17 protein-coding genes are annotated in these 19,435 nt (G+C 66.0%); 6 read left to right on the top strand and 11 right to left on the bottom strand.

What is annotated here, in order from left to right:
• Nucleotides 1-16 precede the first annotated feature (16 nt).
• The 6 genes from LVJ94_19115 to LVJ94_19090 all read right to left on the bottom strand — a co-directional run bounded on the left by LVJ94_19115 (nt 17) and on the right by LVJ94_19090 (nt 5,708).
• On the bottom strand, nt 17-1,519 hold the full coding sequence (locus tag LVJ94_19115) for a hypothetical protein (GenBank protein WXB09331.1): 1,503 nt from the start codon (nt 1,517-1,519) through the stop codon (nt 17-19).
• 133 nt (nt 1,520-1,652) lie between these two features.
• Nucleotides 1,653-2,837, bottom strand: coding sequence for an agmatine deiminase family protein (locus tag LVJ94_19110; GenBank protein ID WXB09330.1), 1,185 nt, complete (start codon nt 2,835-2,837; stop codon nt 1,653-1,655).
• A 77-nt stretch (nt 2,838-2,914) separates the two neighbouring features.
• Entirely contained in the window at nt 2,915-3,367 is a 453-nt protein-coding gene (locus LVJ94_19105; GenBank protein WXB09329.1) for a PilZ domain-containing protein, read from the bottom strand.
• Nucleotides 3,367-3,792 (bottom strand): PilZ domain-containing protein, encoded by a 426-nt coding sequence (locus LVJ94_19100; GenBank protein WXB09328.1) that lies wholly within the window; start codon nt 3,790-3,792, stop codon nt 3,367-3,369. Before LVJ94_19100 ends, LVJ94_19105 begins: the two co-directional genes overlap by 1 nt.
• A gap of 82 nt (nt 3,793-3,874) precedes the next feature.
• Nucleotides 3,875-5,035, bottom strand: coding sequence for a hypothetical protein (locus LVJ94_19095; protein WXB09327.1), 1,161 nt, complete (start codon nt 5,033-5,035; stop codon nt 3,875-3,877).
• Nucleotides 5,036-5,144: 109 nt separating this feature from the next.
• Nucleotides 5,145-5,708, bottom strand: coding sequence for a chalcone isomerase family protein (locus LVJ94_19090; protein WXB09326.1), 564 nt, complete (start codon nt 5,706-5,708; stop codon nt 5,145-5,147).
• Between the two features lie 132 nt (nt 5,709-5,840).
• Here LVJ94_19090 and LVJ94_19085 point away from each other — a divergent pair, with 132 nt between their 5' ends.
• Entirely contained in the window at nt 5,841-6,227 is a 387-nt protein-coding gene (locus LVJ94_19085; GenBank protein ID WXB09325.1) for a response regulator, read from the top strand.
• 165 nt (nt 6,228-6,392) lie between these two features.
• Here the strand turns inward: LVJ94_19085 and LVJ94_19080 are convergent, their stop codons facing one another.
• The 3 genes from LVJ94_19080 to LVJ94_19070 all read right to left on the bottom strand — a co-directional run bounded on the left by LVJ94_19080 (nt 6,393) and on the right by LVJ94_19070 (nt 11,748).
• A complete protein-coding gene (locus LVJ94_19080) occupies nt 6,393-9,938 on the bottom strand; it encodes a protein kinase (protein ID WXB09324.1) in 3,546 nt (1,181 codons plus the stop codon).
• Nucleotides 9,939-10,578: 640 nt separating this feature from the next.
• Entirely contained in the window at nt 10,579-11,199 is a 621-nt protein-coding gene (locus tag LVJ94_19075; GenBank protein WXB09323.1) for a sterol desaturase family protein, read from the bottom strand.
• A 165-nt stretch (nt 11,200-11,364) separates the two neighbouring features.
• Complete coding sequence (locus tag LVJ94_19070) at nt 11,365-11,748, bottom strand: hypothetical protein (GenBank protein WXB09322.1); 384 nt, start codon at nt 11,746-11,748, stop codon at nt 11,365-11,367.
• Nucleotides 11,749-12,055: 307 nt separating this feature from the next.
• Here LVJ94_19070 and LVJ94_19065 point away from each other — a divergent pair, with 307 nt between their 5' ends.
• Nucleotides 12,056-12,496: a MarR family transcriptional regulator gene (locus LVJ94_19065; GenBank protein ID WXB09321.1), complete on the top strand. Its 441-nt coding sequence runs from the start codon at nt 12,056-12,058 to the stop codon at nt 12,494-12,496.
• 36 nt (nt 12,497-12,532) lie between these two features.
• On the opposite strand, the gene LVJ94_19060 is transcribed toward LVJ94_19065, so the two are convergent.
• A complete protein-coding gene (locus LVJ94_19060) occupies nt 12,533-12,793 on the bottom strand; it encodes a hypothetical protein (protein WXB09320.1) in 261 nt (86 codons plus the stop codon).
• Between the two features lie 244 nt (nt 12,794-13,037).
• Between LVJ94_19060 and gnd the strand changes: the two genes are divergently transcribed.
• The 4 genes from gnd to pgl all read left to right on the top strand — a co-directional run bounded on the left by gnd (nt 13,038) and on the right by pgl (nt 17,418).
• Entirely contained in the window at nt 13,038-13,934 is an 897-nt protein-coding gene (gene gnd, locus LVJ94_19055; protein ID WXB09319.1) for a decarboxylating 6-phosphogluconate dehydrogenase, read from the top strand.
• Between the two features lie 69 nt (nt 13,935-14,003).
• Nucleotides 14,004-15,539, top strand: coding sequence for a glucose-6-phosphate dehydrogenase (gene zwf, locus LVJ94_19050; GenBank protein WXB09318.1), 1,536 nt, complete (start codon nt 14,004-14,006; stop codon nt 15,537-15,539).
• Entirely contained in the window at nt 15,536-16,681 is a 1,146-nt protein-coding gene (locus LVJ94_19045) for a glucose-6-phosphate dehydrogenase assembly protein OpcA (protein WXB09317.1), read from the top strand. The genes zwf and LVJ94_19045 overlap by 4 nt, the downstream gene beginning before the upstream one ends.
• Nucleotides 16,678-17,418 carry a 6-phosphogluconolactonase gene (gene pgl, locus LVJ94_19040; protein WXB09316.1) on the top strand — a complete coding sequence of 247 codons (741 nt, stop codon included), beginning with the start codon at nt 16,678-16,680 and terminating at the stop codon, nt 17,416-17,418. The genes LVJ94_19045 and pgl overlap by 4 nt, the downstream gene beginning before the upstream one ends.
• Nucleotides 17,419-17,432: 14 nt before the next feature.
• Here the strand turns inward: pgl and tkt are convergent, their stop codons facing one another.
• Nucleotides 17,433-19,427: a transketolase gene (gene tkt, locus LVJ94_19035; GenBank protein WXB09315.1), complete on the bottom strand. Its 1,995-nt coding sequence runs from the start codon at nt 19,425-19,427 to the stop codon at nt 17,433-17,435.
• Between the last annotated feature and the right edge of the window lie 8 nt (nt 19,428-19,435).

Genomic DNA, 19,435 nt, shown 5'->3' with positions numbered 1-19,435 from the left:
GCCACCCCGCCCCAGCCTAACGCGACGCCAGGCCCGGCGTTTTCTCGGGGGGTGCGTGTACGACGAAGGCGACGAGATCTCCCACCTCGATGCGGTCGTAGCGGGCTCCGGAGAGCGCGAGGCGCTCGGCGACGGTGGCCTCCGGCTCCTCGGACCGCCACCGATCGACCAGGTAGGCGTACTCCCGCTCCCGCGCGAAGACGTCGCGGTAAGGCCGGTACCGATCCTGCGCGAGGTGCGACGGCACCACGATCGGGCTCTCGCGAAAGAGAAACGTCTCGCGGTAGGCGACCCAATAGTCGGCCATGGCCACGCGCACCCCGAGCGCACGCAGCTTCTCGCCCATCGCCTCGTCGTCGCGTGAGAGGCCTGTGCGAACCGCCAAGCCCGAGACGGCGGGTGCGTAGGCCACCCACCCGCCAATGGCCGCCGACGCCAAGTAAGGCGCCGCATACATCCCAAAGCGCCACCCCTTCGCGCGATGGGCCACGGGCGCGAAGGCCCAAGGCAAAAAGAGCAGCATGGCCACGAGGTAGCGCGCCGAAAATTGGTCCATGACCATGGGCGAGACCAAAAATGCGCTCACCGTGAGCGGCACCGAGAGAAGTCCCACGGCGCCGATGCGCCGCACGCCCCACGGCGTCCCCGGCGCCACGACGAGGAACACCGACGCGAGAAGCAACCCCGCGAGTGAGAGCAGGCCAAGCCACTGAATCGCCACGATGGCCGGGGGCGCCGTCCAAGGCACGTAATCCATTTCGTGCAGCGGCGCATACACCTTGGTGCCGAGCACCCACGGCAGGCACGCCTCGCGAAGCACGGCCCAATTGTGCTCCACCACGTCGAGCGTCATCTTCGTCTCGCCGTGCCGCGACTCCGGACTCCCGAGGAGCAGCACCAACGGCACCACCCCCATCGCCGCCCCCACCGCGCCGGCACCAAGCCGCTTCAACCAGCGCCCCTTGGAAGGATCCCGGGCCACCAGCAGCAGGTGCAACCCCACCAGCGGCAGAAAGAGCAGCGCATACGGGTCCGCGAAGCATGCCAGCAGCGCCATTGCGCCCCCTGCCCCGGCCCAAAGGGCATCGCGCGACGACTTATCGATGCACTCGATGAAGTACATCGCCAAGAAGACCAACGTGAGCGCGGCCTGCCTCGGCGGGTAGAGCGCGTTTCCGTGCACGGGCGCCGAGCAGAACACGAGCGCCAGCACCAGCACGGCGGCTGCCACCTTCGGAAGGTGGCGCGTCAACACCGCGTAGGAGAGCAACGTCAGGAGCACATGCCCGACGAGCGACGACAGCATCAGTGCAAACGGCGTCGCCCCCAACGGGAGAAACCAGAGCGCCGCCACCGCCGAGTCGACCGACGTCTGGTAGGTGCTTCCGAACAGATGCCAGGAGAATTCGCCCCGCAGGATATGCATCGCCTGCAGGCCGACGATGGCCGCGTCGGAATTCGTATCGCCCGCGTTGAGCAGCGGCGGGAGCCGATACAGAAACGACAACGCGACCACCACGGCCGCGGCGCGATGCTCTTTCCAAATTGCCTGTAGTCCTACCCTTGGCACGGCAACGGCGTGCCAGAAAACCGGACGACAATCAATCGGCCCGGAGCCCGAGCGCGTTTTTCCTGGACCGCTTACCGAGCGCTTACTGGGCGCCGGTCGACGGAATTTCCTTGGTGATGCAGTGGATCGAGCCACCCTCGACGATGGTCGCCTCGCTGTTGACCCCGACGACGTTGTAGTCGGGCAGCGCGGATTTGTAGGCCTGAACCGCGGCCTGGTTCTCGGTGTTCGAGTTGTAGAACGGGATGATCACCGTCTTGTTGACGATGAGCGAGTTCGTATACGTGTACCAAGTTCCGCTGCTCGACCAGCCTTTGACGCGGGTCACCTGGTAGCGGCCGGAGCCGCAGGCCAGGTTGGCAAAGTAGTTCGCGGCCTTGTCGGTGGCGGCCTTGTACGGCGCGTTCGTGGTCTCCGCCACGACGACCTTACAATCGCCGATCAGCTTCGCGAACATGTCGATGTGGCCGGTGCCATCCGCCGGCGCACCGCCCGACGTCGCCGCGTAATCCAGAATGTGGATCGTCGAGGCGCCGAGGTAGCTCTTGAGCAGCGAATCCACCTGCGCACGCGACAGCGACGAGTTCCAATTGTAGACGCGGCTGCTCAGGAAGGCGTTCCCCTTGCCGTCGGTCATGTAGTTGCCACCATCGAGAATGAGGCTCGTGGTGTGGCACTCGGCGTTGAACTGCGTCGCGAGCTTGCACGACATGGCATCGTCGGCGATGCGCGAGGAGTAGTGGCGGTACTTGGTGTCGACGATGCCGAGGGACTTCGTCGGTTCGAAGATCCCCACCGGACCGTAGTCGCGCGACCAAATGCTGTCGTAGTCGATGTTGAGCGCGCGGTATTTCGCCGCCGGCACGCCGGAAATCGACGACGGGCCCCCGACCATCCACACGTTTGCGCCGGCCCCCGCCGCGGCCACGGAGATGCCGCGCAACACGTCGGTGTGGGCCGCCCACGTCATGACCACGGTGCTCACGGGCTCGTACTCGGCGGGCACGCGGTATCCGCTCCCTGGTGCCGCCTCGGCCTCCTCGGCGAGTGCGCGCTCCGACGGAGGAGCGACGCTGCTCCGACGCTGGATCGCGAGCTCCTCCTCCGTCGCCCAGTTGGGAAGATTCTTCGTGCGCAGGCTGGCGCTCACCGCGCCTTCTTCGCGCACGTCCTCCGCGCTATCCGCACCATCTGCAGAGGCGCAACCGGCGCCCGCCAAAATGCCCAGTGCTACGAGTGGAACGATTCGAAGCCGTCCTCGATGCATGAGAGTCACCTTTCTCGATGTGGGCTCGCCATGCGGTTTTCACCCCGCGCGCCCATCACCGTCAAGGAAACTCGCTTTCACGAATCGAAATAGAATCGGTCGATGCCGTACGCAATCTCGTAAACGGTCTTCGCATAGTCGACGCGCTTTTCACGCGCGCGCCGCGGCAACGGCGGCGGTACGCGACGCAGTCCCCCACGCAGAATGTGGCGCGCAATCGCACCGAGTCGAAACGACACCCCGATGCAACGCCCTCGATCGTTCGCGCGGCGGCCTTCGAGAATGCGCGCCACGCGGCCCGACGTCGCAAAGAGAAGTCCGAAGTCGGTCGCGCGAAAGGACACCATGAGCTCATCGCCGATGTTCACATCGGCTTCCGACGGCATGAGCAAACCTTCGGTCGATAGGTCGAGCGACCGGCGGCCGATCAACTTCATGTCCTGCTCGCGCACGATCTGACACGACACTTCCACAGCGTGCCGCATGACGGAACGTTGCTGGAGCAGCACCTGCGGCATCACGGGGCGCATTAGGCCGTCCCCATCATGATGCGCGCGACCGATTCCGCATAATCGACGCGCGGCTCGCGACCCGGCAAGGTCGGTGGGTAGCGGTACAGGCCCGCCTTGACATAGCTCGCGCTCACACGGCCCAGGCGCGAGAATTGGAGGCCCAGGCCCCGCCCGCGATCGTTCGGCCGGCGGCCATGGACCACGCGCGCGACGGTGGCCTCGGCGTCGAACCACGCGCGCAACGTCGGGACGCGAAAGCTGACGAGCACCTCTTCGCCCGTCAGCACGGCTTCGTCGGTCAGCACCAGCATGCCCTCGGCAGACAGGTCCACCGCCTGCTCGCTCAGCAGCTTGAAATCGCGCTCGCGCACCACTTGGCACTCGAGCCGCACCGCATGCCTCGGAGTCTTACGCTCTCGCACCGGCACCAAGAGACCGTCCATGCTTTGGACCTCCACGGACCCACATTATCCCCTCGTCCGTGGGCGGCCCAATTTGCGGATCTCTATCGCCGGACGCGCCTCGCTATCGCCGGAAGCCCCCGCCCCCGCGGCTGCTGGTGGGAGACGATTTCTCCACCATCGTAAAGACGGCGGTTTGATCTTCCTCATCCTCACCGAGCTTGCGCACTTCTTTGCCGAAGGGATTGCCGATCGTGGGCAACGGAGGGCTCGAGAGCGAGCCGCCCGAGGCCAACGTTCCGGCGGCCGCGATGCCCGGCGCCGATGGCTCTTCGTCCGAGGCCGGATCGTCGTCGATGATCACGACCATGCCGTCGTCGTTGAGCGCGGCCACCTCGGTCTCGCCCACGGAAACCTCGGGGGCGTCGGTTTGCCCGCGCACGCGGGCGGGCGCGGAGCTCGCGGGCTTGGACGCCTCGGCGTCTCCCCCGTTGCTGCCACTCAATGGCTCGAGCGAGAGGCCCGAGAGGCTTTTCTCGATTTCCGACTCGGCGATCTGCACCAGACCGACCTTGAGCGCGAGCGCATCGAGCGCGCCAATGAGCACGTCGTTCGGCGTCTGCGAGACCAACTTGTCCCAGCCCACGGCGGCCAAGATGCCGCGCGGCGAGCCATCACCGGATTGATGGATCTTCTTGATCCACTCGGTCAAATCCGCCTTGGTCAGCCCCTCGGCAATGACGTCGGTTCCGCGAAGCTTGCCGCCGCGGCCCTCGACGGTGTCGAGGAACCATCGTGCATCGAACAGCCCGAGGTCGTACGCCTCCTCCAGGGCTTTGTGGATGGCCTTCTTCGACAGCTTGCCGCCGCGCCAGAACGTCCACCACGACGACAGCGGCACCCAGCGCACCACCACGTCGGGCGGAAGGCCCAACTCGAAGGCCGCGTGATCGACGTCGCCTGCAACCAGTGCGTCGTGCACCACCGCTTCGACCTTGTCGTCGGTATCGCGCACGGCGGCTTTGAGACCGCGGATTCCCCAGTGCGCGAGGATCGGCCCGCGCACGTCGTTGGGAATGTAGCGAAAGAGCTGATCCTTGGCCTTCGCGTCGTCGTACGCGAAAAAGTGATTCAGGAACTCCTGGCTCGTACGGACTCGCCCCTCGGGCGTTCGTCGATGTTCTTCCACCGCAAGACAGAATTTCGGAACGGCGGCGTTGAGATCATTTTTCGTCGTGGGCTTGTCCAAGAGAGACCTCCGGAGCACGCGGGGTGCGAACTCCATGATGCTAACTCTAGCGACGTGCCTTTGTCTCTACGCGCTTAACACCGACGTCTCGTACTTCGTAGGGGTTGGGCGTAAACCCTAACCCCTACCGTTCCGAAGGGCGTGCTCAGGGAAGACGGCTAATCAGCGCATCGCCGAGCGACGGCTGGTCGATCTTGCCGAACCAGATACGCCACGTCGCCTTCATGAAATCGACGCCGTCGGCCGTGGCGCTCGCGCCCCCACCTTGGACTTGCAGCGTGGTGGTTTTTTTATCGGCATCGTACGTGATGGTGACGATCTGATTTTCCTTCAGCTCCTTGTTGAAGACGGCAAGGAACTTCCCGATCTTCGCCTTGTCGGTGTAGCCGTTCATGGCGTACGCCTCGGAGAGCGCGTTCTGAATCTTCTCGCTGTCGACATCGCGCTTCATCTTCCAGATGAACCGCTTGCTGATGTCCGCATCGATGACGGCCTGCTTCGACTTCGCCGGCGGCAGCTCCTTCATCTCGTGGCCGATGGCATACACATCGACGCTGGCGAACAGGATCTTCTTCTGCCGAACGCCATCGCCCGTGTGGTAGTAGCCGTTCGGAAGACGCTCGAGCGCGAACGCATTTGCGACGAGCGCGACAAGACAGAGCACAACGAGAACGGGCGTGAGCCAGGGGCGACGTTTGGCGTTTTTCATGGTTCTCCTCTAAACAGGGCGTGAGCGGCCCACATTACAGCACGCTGAGCAGAACAGGTGCTCGTCCCCAGCCGTACCGCATGCAAATAGACGACTCTTCCCCGAATCGCTTCACTGTAAAGTAAGGCGCGCATGGGCGTTCGAACCGCGTCGGTTCTGGTCGTGGACGACGACGTCGATATCCGCGAGACCATCAGCATGATCCTCGAGGACGAAGGCTACGCGGTGGCGTGCGCTTCGAACGGGCGAGAAGCCCTCGAGTATTTGCGCGAACACCAGGCGCCGAACCTGATTTTACTCGACCTGATGATGCCCGTGATGGACGGAGTGGAATTCTGCAACCGTCAGCGGCAAGATCCGCGCATTGCAGAGATTCCCGTGGTCATCGTCACGGCCTCGGGCCAAGCCAAAGAGCAGTGCGCGGCCCTGAACGTCAAAGCGTTCATCTACAAGCCGCTCGCACTCGATACGCTGCTGGAAAAAGTGGAGCAGTGGAGCTCGAGGGGCGAGACGAGCTAGCCCTCGAGCTTTCCACTTCCAACGGTCATTACTTGGCGGCTGCTTCGGGAGCCTGCGCGGCCTTCTTGGCGCGCCACTCGGCGAGCTGCTTCGTACGACGGGCCTTCTGCTTCCTACGACGGGGCGAATCTTGGGGGGTAGACATGGCGCTGCCCTATAGCACTGCTACCGGGCCCAGGTCGACCACGTCGCGGATTCGGAGCCCAAGCGGCTTTCCCGGGTCATGGAATCCATCCAGGTGTCCACCGTGGTGCGCGCCGGCTCCTCCCATTTAAGGCGGGCAAAGCGCGCGAGAAGCTGCGGCGCGTGGTCCCCCGTACGGGTGCGCTCGCCATAGGCGGTGCGGGCCAGTTCCAGCTCTTGCGCGGCCTCTTCCCAGCGCGCCTCCTTTTGGAAGAGCCAGGCGCGCGTGAGGTGACGGTGTTGTCGAGGCTCGGCCTCGTCGAGCACGATGGCGTCGCAGGCGGCCAGCAGCGCAGGCGCGCCCTTCTCGCCCGCATCGCCGCGCGCCAGCGCGACCTGCGCGAGCAGCAGCTTGGCCTCCACCTCGCCCCAGGGATCCTTGAGCGTGTCGTACAAGCGACCCGCGACCTTCGCGTGGGACGCGGCGGCGTTGTAGTCCTCGGTGTCGATCGCGATCATCGCGAGCAGGCGCTCGCACGCCGCCTCACCGCGCGGGTTTTGCAACTCGCGGAACGACGAGCGCGCGGACAGAGCCCGCGTGCGCGCCCGCTCGAAGTCGAAGGCGCGGTGGTCGGCGTGGCCGAGCACCACGTCGCATTGGGCCAGGCCGAGGCGATAGCCCATGGCGTCGAACTCCGCGCGCGCCTCGATGAGGAGCTCGCGGGACAGATCGTAGCCGCCCACGGCCGTGGAGATCATGGCCATCAGAATGAGGCACTGCGCGCGCCCGAGGGCGTCGCCCACGGCACTGCAGCGCACACTCGCTTGATTGAGCACGTCGCGCGCGCGGGCGTGCTCGCCGAGGAGGTAGTCGATCTCGCCGAGAACGACCTGCGCCTGCGCGTAGCCCGCTTCATCCCCTTCCTTCTCGAAGTGCGAGAGCGCTTGCACGACCTGCAGCCGCCCGTGCGCGGGGTGACCCAAGTCCGATGCAATGTGACCGAGCAACCGCAACGTGTGCGCTTCGCGACCGAGATCGCCCGCCTCGGCAAAGGCTTTGCGGGCCGCTTCGGCCTGGTCGCGCGCTTCGTCCAACTTGCCCGTGTGCCGCAGTGCCTCGGCGCGCCAGTACGCGTACTCGGCGGCCGTCGATCCGCTCACGTGGCCGGCGAGCAGCTCGAGATCACGCAAGGTCGCCGCCGTGTCGCGACCGCGGCGCCACGAGCCCTGGATGAACTTGAACATCAAGTTGGCCGCGACGTCGTCGTCGCCGGCCTTGAGCAAGTTCGCCACGCGGTGCTTCATGATGCGGCGCGATCCCACGGCAGGATGCTTCGCCAGGGCGTTCGCCGCCAAGCGGAAGATGGCCGGCGCGTCTTTGCGCTCGTGCAGGCGCACCAAAAGGTGCTCGAGCAACAAAGCGTGCGGCCAGCGGAATTGGTCGTTGCCCGACGCGAGCAGGATCTGCGCGCGCGTGAGGCCCACGAGCGCATCACGCGGGTCCATGCCCAGCGATGCGACCAAGGTCTTGAGCACCTCGCCGCGGATGTCTTCGCCCAAGGCCGCGGCCGCGTACGCAGAGAGGCGCAGCTCCGTCGGCACGGCGCGCAGGCGCTCGTCCCACAGTTCCGCGGTGGTGATGGCGCGGCCGAGCAGCGCGCTGTCGGGCACGCGGTACTTGCCCTTCTCCAATTTGAGGTAACCGCCGCCCGCCCACGCGTGGAGCAGCTGCAACGCGAACAGCGGGTTGCCGCGGCTCTGTTGGCGCGCACGCTCCACCGCCGAATCGTCCAGCGGCAAGGTGGACCGAAGCAACGCGTCGGTCTCGTCGCTGGCCAGCGGCTTCAATTCGATGACCCGCCCGTTCCACTCGGCGCGCGCGGACTCCATGCGAAGTGCGGCATCGAGATCGCTCGCCAGCGTTTCGCTGCGCGCGGTGGCGATGGCCATCAGCTTCACTTCGCGACCGCCGGGGCGCCCGATGGACTGGTGCATGCGACGCAGCACCTCGAACGTGTTGGGCGACGCCTGGTGCAAGTCGTCCGACCAGAGGAGGATCGGCCGATCGCGCCCGATGCGCTCGAACACCTTGCGGATGACCACCCAGCGGAGCTCGGGGGTGTCCAGCACGAAGCGCTTGCCCGACGGGCCGAGCGGCGTGACAGTGCCGGGCGGCGTCGGTCGGAGCCACTCCGCGGTGGCGGCCACCCAGGTGAGCTCTTCGTCGTTGTCGGCGGCGACCTCCCACCGGTTGATGAGCGTTTGCTCCACCAGCGCGCGATCGGCCCCTTCCAGGCCGAAGTGCGCGTTCACCGCGCCCGTGACGCCGTCGAGCGGCGTGGGGATGCGGCCATACCGCGCGCGCAGCGGCACCATCATGCCGTGCTCGTGCACCGTTTCGCAGAGCCACGAGGCCAGGCGGCTCTTGCCCACGCCGGCCTCACCGAGAAGCGCGATCAGCGCCCGTGCCGGGCCCTGCGGCGCGGCCATCTGCTCGACGAGATCCCAGAGCAGCCGCCGCTCGTCCTCACGCGCCACCAGCGGCGACGGACGCAGCCCGAGAAGGCCGGGCGCCAGCGAGCGCGCGGCCGCTACCGCACGCCCCAACGCGGGACGCGACGAGGGAGCCACCGGCGGAGCGGGCCCCGCGGCCACCACTTCTTCCAGCGTGGCCGATTCGTTCGGCTTGAAGCGAGCCCACGCACGTCGCGCATCGGCCGCGTATTCGTAGCGATGCCACGGACGCTTCGCGAGAAGCTTCTGCACGTACGGGCTCACGCCCGACGGCACGCCCGTGGCGAGCGTCAGCGGCGGCACCGGCGTGCGCTTGTGCGCGCGCAGCACTTCTTGCGCGGTGCCCTCGAAGACTTCCTTGCCGACGAGGATGCGGTACAGGATGCACCCGAGCGCATAGAGATCCGTCGGCGGCCCCACCAACGTGGCGGCCTTGCGAATTTGCTCCGGGGCCACCCAGCCCACGGTACCTGCCCCCGCGTGCGTGGCCAACTCGGGCTGCGGGGCGCCATCGAGGCGAGGATCGTGGCGCTGCTGGCGCAGCCACGCGAGCCCCAAGTCCAAGATGTACGCACGCGGTCCGCGGCCCGACGTCGCCAGATCGAGCATCACGTTCGACGGCTTCAAATCGCCATGGATGACGCCGCGTGCATGCGCATGCGCGAGCCCCGCGAGAACCTGATCGACCAGCGCCCAGATGACCGGCCACGGCAGCGTGGTCGTGTGCATCCATTCGTGCACGCTGCGGCCGGGCAGTGCCTCCATCACGAGGTACGGCGAGCCGTCGGCCAAGGTGCCGAAGTCGCGCGCGCGCACGAGCGTGGGATGCTCGAGGGCGGCAACGGCACGCGCTTCCTGGTGGAACCACCAGGTCTCCTCGGGGCGTGTTTGCCCCTTGGCTTCATCCGGCGTGCGAAGCCGTTTGAGCGCGACGCGTTCTCCGCTCACGAGATCGCGACAGAGGTAAACGACCCCCATCCCGCCGCGACCGAGTTCGCGAATTACCTCGTACCGCTGCGCGAGGAGAGTCCCAGACTCAGGAGGAATCGATGCGGGTTTGTCGCCCTGCGACATGGTGGGACTTTATCTTAAGTTCTCGCGCCGGTCCGGAACATCAAATCGACGCGCAAAAAGAGACAAAAACGGAGACGGGGAAAATAGGCCAAGTCGACGTTGGTACCCCCCACGAGCGCGCGCTCGTGTCCTCCCCAACGCTCCATACGAAAAAAGCTTCCAGTCTTGCCGGCAAAAAACAGCGAAGCCTGCTGGAAACGCCGCCAAGGTAGGCCCAGTCCCCAAGGGCTGCGACAAATTTGCGCGGACGATGTTGTATTCGCTGCCCACCCCGGTAAGGTGATGCTGCTTCGTTTGCTTTTTTTGACGCGCAGCATTGCCGCGGATCCCCAACGGCGCGTCCCCCCGGCCCACGTGAAAGGGTCGCCGGGCGCAGTCGATACCAAGGAGGCATTCGAATGTCCGAATCGAGGTTGCGCAGGTCGCTCGGTAGAGCGCTTGCCATCGGGTCTTTTGGGATCATCGCTTCCGCAGTCGCTTTTTCGGTCGGTGCACGGCTGGCGACGAGCCTGGAACACCACACCAAGTCGGTGTCCGTGGCCAAAGTCCCCGTGCAAACCATGCAACCGGTCGCCCAGAGGTAGCCCGCACACGTAGTCGACAGGCGTAGTTGGGCAGGACCCGGGGGGGTTCTTCTCTTCTAGCCTTGCGACTGCTGCCGCTTCGCCTTCGGCATCGTGTTGAACACGAGGTCCCAAAGGGGGGACGAAACGCCAAAGCCGCCGGAGTGGTCGGCGTGGTGGTGCAGCATGTGATGGCGGCGCAACCACTTGCCGATGCGCGTGGTCTGCTTGAAGTGGTGCACGGCGTAGTGCGTACCGTCGTACGCGAGGTAGCCGATCACGAAGCCGGCAAAGAACGGCTCGCCAACGCGCAGGCCCATCGTGAAGTAGTAGAACGCGTAGAAGAGCACCCCGAGCGGGATGCTGAAGCCCAGAGGCATCACCAGACGATCCTTGTCGTTCGGAAAGTCGTGGTGGACGCCGTGCATGAGGAAGTGGATGCGGCGCCCGATGGGCGTGTCCTTCGTCCAGTGAAAGACGTAACGGTGCAGGACGTACTCGGCGAACGTCCACGCGAAGACGCCGAGGAAAAACAGCCCGGCGACGCCCAGAACGGGCAGATCGTGACGGGAGACGCTCCGGTAGACGATGTACGAAGACACCGGGATCCACGCGATGAACGGCGTGGCGGGGTGGATCCGCGAGAACCATTCGAGAAAGTCACTCTCGAACATCCGCGTCGTCTGAGGACGGCTCAAGTTAGGCTTCACGACATTCATTTGGAGAGGACCTCGACGCACGAAGCCATGGGATTTGTCGCTAAGCTAGAGAACCATAGGTCGCGCGGCAAGCCGAAAAAAGCCCAGCGGCCGGCTTCGGCCGGTCATTTTTCGGCGATGGGGCACCGCCGTTCACTGCGCAAACTAGTTCACGGCTTTGGTGCGGAACTTCGACTTGTACGAGTCCTTGTACTTGTCGTGGCATGCCTTGCACGAGGCCTTGGCGCCCGCGACATCACCCTTCCGCGCGGCGTCGGCCCCGGCCTTGGCGATGGTGCCCCACTCCCACGACGGGTCGGGCGAAAACGTTGCGGACTTGTCCAGCGCCTTTGCGAGCGCGGGCAGATCGTTCCCGGCGAGCGCGGCCCCCAAGGTGCCTTTCATCCATTTCTGCAACGGGCACGGGTTGTCTTTGCTCCCGCACGTGGGGTGGGCTTCCTCCGCCATAACGGATGACGGCCATGCACCCCACGCCGCCATGCCCAACACGCCCGCCAGCAACAGCCCAAACCACGTCTTGTTCTTCATCGTCTCGCGTCGCTCCTGCGTTGAGGGACCTTCACCTTAGTCGGCCCCAACGACCCTGCCCACCCACCTGACAGCGTGACGAGCCAAGCCGCGGTCCGATTCACTCGGACGGCCTCGCGCACGTCACCTGCAGCCGCGTGCGCCGTGCACGCGCGTTCACTTCGGAGGCCGGTCGGGAGCGTCCATTCGCGCACAAATCCGCCGAGGGGGCCTACGAATTTTCCCGAAGGATTTCCGAAGAGCGCATGATGGTTGCCCTCGCGCCGCTTGACGTCGCCACCAAACTTGTAGGATGCAGGTCCCCCCCATGGCCGACCAGGAGAGGTTCGTGCACGCCGTTCATATCGTTGCCCGCGCTCTCGGCCGTATCAGCAGGGAGCGCGCGCGGGCGGTGGATGTCACCCCCCAGCAGGCCGAGACATTGCAGCTCATTTTCGAGCGCGGCGCCGTCTCCACGTCGTCGTTGGCCGAGCAGCTCGGTATCGATCCTTCGACAGCCAGCCGCAACCTGTCCGGTCTCGAGCGAAGCGGCCTCATTTCGCGCAAAAAGGGCACGGATGACGCACGTCAAACGGATGTGCGACTTACACCACGCGGCAAGCGTGTGGCGGAGTCCGTAGCGGCGGGATCGAGCACGTCCTTTACTGCCGTCCTCGACCAATTGCCCCGGGCCGATCGCCAGCGGGTGACCGATGCCTTGGAGTTGCTCGCGCGTGCGCTCGACTCGAACGGCGACGCCCAACGCTGACGAGGCTGACGAGCGCGGACACGTCGCAGGCAGCCGCTAATTCAGAAAGCGAGCCGAGATGTATCGGACGGCCTCCGCAGAAGCCGCTGCGATCTGGGACTGAACATCCGATGGTGAGGCGTCTCCGTCGACGAGGATGCCGTATTGCCCCGCCTCGTCACTGAAGAAGCCGCCCGGCGGAATGGACGAACGGTCGCGGTCGAACTTCACCGCTTGGACGGGCAGAGCAAAAATACGAGCGCCAACGTGGACCTGGACGAACCCGATCAACTTTGCGCCTTGTCCTATTTCCTTCATCGCTAGCTCCTAGTCCCCGCACCCTGGTGTGCATCGACCTCGAACGCAGAGGAACCTAAGCATCACGCGGGCCAGCGCAACGCAGCGCTTTTGCTGTGCAGACGTCGCGCGCATCCGATGCGCAATCCTGTACACTCGTGCGGCTTCACGGATGCGCTCGCGCCTGGCTCGTGTTGGATTTCAGCAGCAGGCATGCGGAATGAGTGCAGCGGACGAGATGCTCGAAAGAGCACGGAGGACGACGATGCAGATTGCAATCATTGGCCTGGGCAAGATGGGCGGAAACATGGTCAGGCGGCTCTTGCGCGGCGGTCATCAGGTCGTTGCCTACGATCGCGACACCGCTGCGGTCGACCGCTTGGCCAGTGAGGGCGCCACCGGTGCAAAGTCTCTCGAAGATCTCGTCGCGAAGTTGAATGCGCCCCGCGCGGTCTGGGTGATGGTGCCCTCGGGCGCGCCCACGGAGAAGACCATCGAGGACGTGGCGAAGCTCCTCTCGCCGAACGACATCGTCATCGATGGAGGCAACTCGAACTTCCACGATTCGGTCCGCCGCGCGAACGCGCTCGCGGACAAGAAGCTGCGCTTTCTCGACTCGGGTACGTCCGGCGGCGTGTGGGGATTGGAGAACGGCTATTGTCTGATGGTCGGCGGAGACCCTACCGCTTACCAACACGTCGAGCCGGCGCTCATCACGTTGGCTCCCAAAGATGGCGTCGCCTACTTCGGAAAGGCCGGCGCGGGTCACTTCGCCAAGATGGTTCACAACGGGATCGAGTACGCGATGATGCAGGCCTACGCCGAGGGCTTCGAGCTCCTGCGCGCGAGCGAGTTCGGCTACAACCTCGCGGACCTGTCCAACGTGTGGAACCAAGGCAGCGTGGTGCGATCGTGGCTTCTGGAGCTAGCCGCAAGCGCCTTCAAGAAGGATCCGGATCTTACGGGCCTCAAGGCGTACGTCGAAGACTCGGGCGAAGGGCGCTGGACGGTGAACGAAGCCGTGGCGCGTGCGGTGCCCGTGCCGACGATTGCAGCCTCGCTGTTCGCGCGCTTCGCGTCGCGCCAGGACGAATCTTTTGCACTGCGTGTGCTCGCGGCACTTCGTAACGAGTTCGGCGGCCACGCAGTCAAGAAGGCGTAATAACCTACGTTCCTTCATGCGGCAGGTCCACGCGGTCAACCCCGTCCCATCAAAGCGAGAGCTCCCAACATGACGAACCCGCTTCGCGACACCACCATGTTCGATCGCCACGCCGATGCGTGCGCCGTGGTCATCTTCGGCGCCTCGGGGGACCTGACGCGGCGCAAGCTCGTGCCTGCGCTCTACAACCTTGCCCTGGGCCGCTACCTCACGGGTTCGTTCGCCGTGGTGGGCGTGGCCCGGCGCCCGAAGACGAACGAGCAGTTCCGCGAGGAGATGAAAGAGGGCGTGAGCAAGTTCTCGCGCCGCAAGCCCGTCGACAGCGCGGTGTGGAGCGACTTCGAGAAAGGTGTCAGCTACGTGGCCGGCACCTTCGAGGATAAGGGCACGTACGAGAAATTGCGCGCGCACTTGGAGCAGCTCGACCAAGAGCGCGGCACGCGGAAAAATCGGTTGTTCTACCTGGCCGTGCCCCCGGCGGACTTCGGCACCATCGCGCGCGGGTTGAAGGAGGCGGGCTTGGTGGCGCCGCCGCCGAACGGCGATCGCAGCGCACCGTGGACGCGCGTGGTCATCGAGAAGCCGTTCGGGCACGACCTGGCGAGTGCCCGCGCGCTCAATGCGACGATCTCGAAGGTCTTCGAGGAAGAGCAGGTGTTCCGCATCGACCACTACCTCGGCAAGGAGACGGTGCAGAACCTGCTCGTCTTCCGCTTCGCCAACAGCCTCTTCGAGCCGGTGTGGACGCGCGAGCACGTCGACCACGTGCAGATCACCGTGGCCGAGGAGATTGGCGTCGAAGGGCGCGGCAAGTTCTACGAGAAGACGGGTGTGACCCGCGACATCGTGGAAAACCACCTGATGCAGCTGCTGTGCCTCACGGCGATGGAGCCGCCCATTTCGCTCGAGGCCGATGCGGTGCGCGACGAAAAGGTGAAGGTGCTTCGGTCGCTCCGGCCCATCGAGCATTCGCTGGTGACCGAGAACGTGGTGCGCGGGCAGTACGGGCGCGGGCACGTGCGCGCCGAAGAAGTGCCGGCCTACCGCGAGGAGCCGGACGTCGCCACGGACAGCGCCGTCGAGACCTATGTGGCCGCGCGCGTCTTCGTGGACAATTGGCGCTGGGGCGGTGTCCCCTTCTACGTGCGCGCCGGCAAACGCATGCTGCGCCGGGTGACCGAGATTGCGCTGCAGTTCAAGAAGGTGCCGCACAGCCTTTTCCGGCCGACCGACGGAGGCATCACGCCCAACGTCCTTTCGCTCCGCATCCAGCCGGACGAGGGCATTGCGGTTCGCTTCATCAGCAAGGAGCCGGGGCAGGCCACGATCCTGCGGGACGTGTCGATGGACTTCCGCTACGGCACGGCATTCGGCTCGAACACGCCGGAGGCGTACGAGCGGCTCCTGCTCGATGCCATCCGCGGCGATGCGACGCTGTTCACGCGTTCGGACGAAGTGGAGCACCAGTGGGCGTTCATCGACCCCGTCTTCGAGGCATGGAACGCGGGCGCGGCACCGCCGCCGCAGTATCCGGCCGGCTCGTGGGGCCCGGAGCAGGCTGACGATCTCCTCGCGCGTGACGGGCGGCGATGGAGGAAGCCATGACGCAAGAGCAGGTGCAGGCTCAGCATCCGCGCCCGAGCGAGGTGCTCTCACGCCTCGAGCGCGAGCTGCGCGACCTCTGGGTGCCGCAACCCGGTGAACCGGTGAAGTCGCGCGTGTGCGCGATGAACCTCATCGTCGTGGCGGGCTCGCACAAGCTGGCCGACAAGTACACGCACATCGTGGACGAGGTGACGCGCGGCATTCCGGCGCGCGCCATCATCGTGACCATCGATCCCGAGGCAGAGAGCGGGCTCGAGGGCGACGTGACCGCGGTGTGCACGGTGAACGAGGGGGCGCAGATCACGTGCTCCGAGCGGCTCCGGCTCACGGCGGCGGGCGCGCTGGCCTCGCGCGCGGGAAGCGCGGTGGAAGCGCTGCTCCTCCCCGAGCTTCCCACGGTGCTGGTGTGGCTCGGGCGCGTGCACGTGGAGGATCCCGTGTTCCTCTCGATGACCCGCGAAGCCGATCGCGTGGTGCTCGACACGGAGTACACGTCGCTCACGAGCCTCCTGGCGCTGGCGCGCTGGGCGCGGGAAAAACCGGGGCGGCCCTCGGTCGCCGACATGGCGTGGACGCGCGTCGGGCCGTGGCAGGAGATGTTCGCGCGCTTCTTCGACGAGCCAAAGTTGTGCGGGCACGCGAAGCGCATCACCAGCGTGACCATTTCGCAGGCGTCCGAGGCGGGTGCGCGGCTTGGGTCGGAGGGCGCGCTCATCCTGGGGTGGTTGGCCACGCGCCTCGGGTGGAAGGTTCAGCGCGTGGGCGGTCGTTCGCGCTTCGTCCGCGAAGACGGCGAGCAAGTGACCCTCAAGCTGAACGCGGTGCCTCGGCCCGAGGGCGTGGCGCCGGCGGCCCTCGCGGGGTTGGCCTTCGAGGCGGAGGCCGACGGCTTCGTGGCCGCAGGGTCCATCGCGCGCACCCTGCGGAGCGGTCTCGAAGGGGCCACGCCCGATGCGGACGTCCTCACCTGGAAGCTCGACGTGGATCTGCCCAGCGCCACGGAGCAGACGGTGCGCCTCAGCACGAACCGCGGTGCGCGCGTGCTCGAACGCACGCTGCAGCGTGCCGCGGTCGATTTGACGTTGGACGAGTCGGCGCAGTTTTCGGAGAAAATCGAAGAGGAAGGACTGAGTTGCACATGACGACCAAAGTCGTACCGGGAAGCCTGGTCGCGCTACCGGATGGGGAGGCCGTCGCCCGCGAGGCGGCGAATCGACTCGGCAATTGCATTCGCAACGCGATCGACACGCATGGTTACGCCACGGTGGCCCTCTCGGGCGGAAGCACGCCGGGCCCCGCGTACGCGGCCCTGGCCGAGAACTCGCGCATCGATTGGACGAAGGTGGAGTTCTTCTTCGTCGACGAGCGCGCCGTGCCGCCCGATAGCCCGCGCAGCAATTACCGCATGGCGAAGGAGGCCCTCTTCGACCGCGCCCCCATCCCGGCCGAGCGCATTCACCGCATGCAGGGCGAGGCGCTCGATCTGGCCGCGGCCGCGCGCGAATACGATCTGGAGATCCGTTCGCGCCTTCGCTGGAGCGAGACCGGCATGGCCGAGTTCGACGTGGGCATCTTCGGCATCGGCGACGACGGGCACACGGCGTCGCTCTTTCCGGGCGAGCCCACCGTCGACGTGACGGATCGCCTCGTGGTCGAGGTGCCCGCCGCCGGCAACCGCGAGGCGCGGCTGTCCCTCACGGCGCCCGTCATCGAGCAAATGCGCGCGGCGCTGGTGCTCGCCGTCGGCAAGGGCAAGCAAGAGGCGCTGGAACGCGTTTGGGCCACCAGCGGCGACGTCCACGTCACCCCCGCGCGTTACCTTCGTGAGGTGCGCTCGGTGACGTGGCTCATCGACAAGGCCGCTGGCGGCCTCGGTTAATCGGCTATCTCAGGCTACTTCAGCCAGCCTTCGACGGACTTGGTCACGGCGTCGACGGTCAGACCGAACTTCTCCGCGAGCACCTTGTCCGGGGCGCTCGCGCCGAAGCGGTCGATGCCCAAGTTGAGGCTGTCGTCGCCGAGGATCGCGCGCCACGGCTCGCTGCGGCCCGCCTCGATGGAGACCTTCTTCACGCCGTGCGGAAGCAGCGCCTCGCGGTAGGCCGCATCCTGCGCGTGGAACGCCTCGAGACAGAATGCGCTCACCACGCGCACCTTGCGCCCCGCCTTCTCGAGGCGCTCGCGTGCGCCCGTGGCAAGGTGCAATTCGCTGCCGCTGGCCACGAGAATGACGTCCGGCTTGCCGCCGGTCGCCTCTTGCGCCGTGTACAAGCCGCGCAGCACGTTCTTCGGGTCGAAGTTCGCGTCGCGCGCGATCTTCGGCAGCTTCTGCCGGCTGAGCGCGAACGCCGTCGGCCCCTTGCGACGCTGCAAGGCGAGCGCCCACGCCGCCGCCGTCTCGAGCGCGTCGGCGGGACGCACCAAGAACAGGTTCGGAATGAGGCGCAGCGCGAAGTTCTGCTCGATGGGCTGATGGGTCGGCCCGTCCTCGCCGAGCATCACCGAGTCATGGGTGTAGATCCAGAGCGCCTGCTGCTCCATCAGCGCCGACAAGCGCACGCTCGGGCGCATGTAATCGCTGAAGATGAGGAACGTCGCGCCGTACGGGATGATGCCCCCGAAGAGCGCCATGCCGTTGCACACCGCGCCCATGCCGTGCTCGCGGATGCCGAAGTGCATGTTGCGCCCTTCGAACTGCCCCTTGGCCACGCCGGCGCTGCCCTTGATGAGCGTCTTCGTCGACGGCGCCAGGTCCGCCGAGCCACCGATCAGCGAGGGCACCAACTTGGCCACCGTCTGCTGGATCGCGTTGGAGATGTTGCGGGTCGCGTCCTCCTTCTCGGGCAGCGCCTTCTGGAGCTGCTCGTACAGATCCGCGGGCACCTCTTTGGCGAGGAAGCTATCGAGCTGCTTGGCCTGCGCCTCGTTCGCCTTGCGCCAGGCGTCGTAACGCGTGTTCCACGCTTGGTGCTCGGCGGTGTTGTCGGCCGCGCGCTGCGCGAAGAGCGCACGCACTTCGTCCGGCACGGTGAACTTCGGGTAGTCCCAGCCGAGGGCTTTCTTGGTGGCCGCAATCTCTTCTTCACCCAGCGGTGCGCCATGCGCCTCCGCGGTGTCGTGCGCGTTGGGCGCGCCATTCGCGATGTGCGTGCGCGCCACGATGAACGAGGGCTTTCCCTTCTCAGCGCGCGCCCGATCGATGGCCGCGCGAATCTGCGCGCGATCGTGACCGTCGATGTGCTGCACGAACCACCCGTACGCCTCGTAGCGCTTGCCAGCGTCTTCCGAGTACGCGAGCGACGTCTCACCCTCGATGGTGATCTTGTTGTCGTCGTAGAAGACGATCAAATTGTCCAGCCCGAGGTGACCAGCGATGCTCGAAGCCTCGCCGCTCACGCCCTCCATCAGGTCGCCGTCGCCACAGATGGCGTAGACATGCACGTCCTTGAACGGCTCGCCAAAGCGAGCCTGGTGCAGCTTGGCCGCGAGCGCAAAGCCCACGGCATTGCCCACGCCCTGCCCCAGCGGACCGGTCGTCGTCTCGACGCCCACGGTCATGTGGCTTTCCGGATGGCCCGGCGTCTTCGAGTCCCACTGGCGGAAGTTCTCGAGCTCCTTGAGCGGCAGGTCGAACCCTGCGAGGTGCAGCATCGAGTACAGAAGCATCGACGCATGACCGTTCGACAGAACGAAACGGTCGCGTCCAATCCAGTGCGGGTCCTTCGGATCGTAGCGGAGGTAGCCGGTCCAGATCTCGAACGCGATCTCCGCGAGCCCCATCGGGGTCCCGGGGTGGCCGCTGTTCGCCTTCTGCACGGCGTCCATCGCCAACGTTTTGATGGTGTTGATCGAAAGGAGCGCGGCCTTCGGATCGTATTCGCGGGGCATCGTTCTTC

This window comes from Sorangiineae bacterium MSr11367, assembly GCA_037157805.1.
In the GTDB taxonomy this organism is placed as follows: domain Bacteria; phylum Myxococcota_A; class Polyangia; order Polyangiales; family Polyangiaceae; genus Pendulispora; species Pendulispora rubella.
This window is presented reverse-complemented; position numbering and strand designations above follow the sequence as displayed.

Coding starts and splice junctions, on each gene's coding strand:
- gnd (WXB09319.1), top strand. CDS start 13,038: ATGCAGATTGCAATCATTGGCCTGGGCAAGATGGGCGGAAACATGGTC.
- LVJ94_19100 (WXB09328.1), bottom strand. CDS start 3,792: ATGGACGGTCTCTTGGTGCCGGTGCGAGAGCGTAAGACTCCGAGGCAT.
- zwf (WXB09318.1), top strand. CDS start 14,004: ATGACGAACCCGCTTCGCGACACCACCATGTTCGATCGCCACGCCGAT.
- LVJ94_19090 (WXB09326.1), bottom strand. CDS start 5,708: ATGAAAAACGCCAAACGTCGCCCCTGGCTCACGCCCGTTCTCGTTGTG.
- pgl (WXB09316.1), top strand. CDS start 16,678: ATGACGACCAAAGTCGTACCGGGAAGCCTGGTCGCGCTACCGGATGGG.
- LVJ94_19045 (WXB09317.1), top strand. CDS start 15,536: ATGACGCAAGAGCAGGTGCAGGCTCAGCATCCGCGCCCGAGCGAGGTG.
- LVJ94_19105 (WXB09329.1), bottom strand. CDS start 3,367: ATGCGCCCCGTGATGCCGCAGGTGCTGCTCCAGCAACGTTCCGTCATG.
- LVJ94_19070 (WXB09322.1), bottom strand. CDS start 11,748: ATGAAGAACAAGACGTGGTTTGGGCTGTTGCTGGCGGGCGTGTTGGGC.
- LVJ94_19080 (WXB09324.1), bottom strand. CDS start 9,938: ATGTCGCAGGGCGACAAACCCGCATCGATTCCTCCTGAGTCTGGGACT.
- tkt (WXB09315.1), bottom strand. CDS start 19,427: ATGCCCCGCGAATACGATCCGAAGGCCGCGCTCCTTTCGATCAACACC.
- LVJ94_19095 (WXB09327.1), bottom strand. CDS start 5,035: ATGGAGTTCGCACCCCGCGTGCTCCGGAGGTCTCTCTTGGACAAGCCC.
- LVJ94_19085 (WXB09325.1), top strand. CDS start 5,841: ATGGGCGTTCGAACCGCGTCGGTTCTGGTCGTGGACGACGACGTCGAT.
- LVJ94_19065 (WXB09321.1), top strand. CDS start 12,056: ATGGCCGACCAGGAGAGGTTCGTGCACGCCGTTCATATCGTTGCCCGC.
- LVJ94_19110 (WXB09330.1), bottom strand. CDS start 2,837: ATGCATCGAGGACGGCTTCGAATCGTTCCACTCGTAGCACTGGGCATT.
- LVJ94_19060 (WXB09320.1), bottom strand. CDS start 12,793: ATGAAGGAAATAGGACAAGGCGCAAAGTTGATCGGGTTCGTCCAGGTC.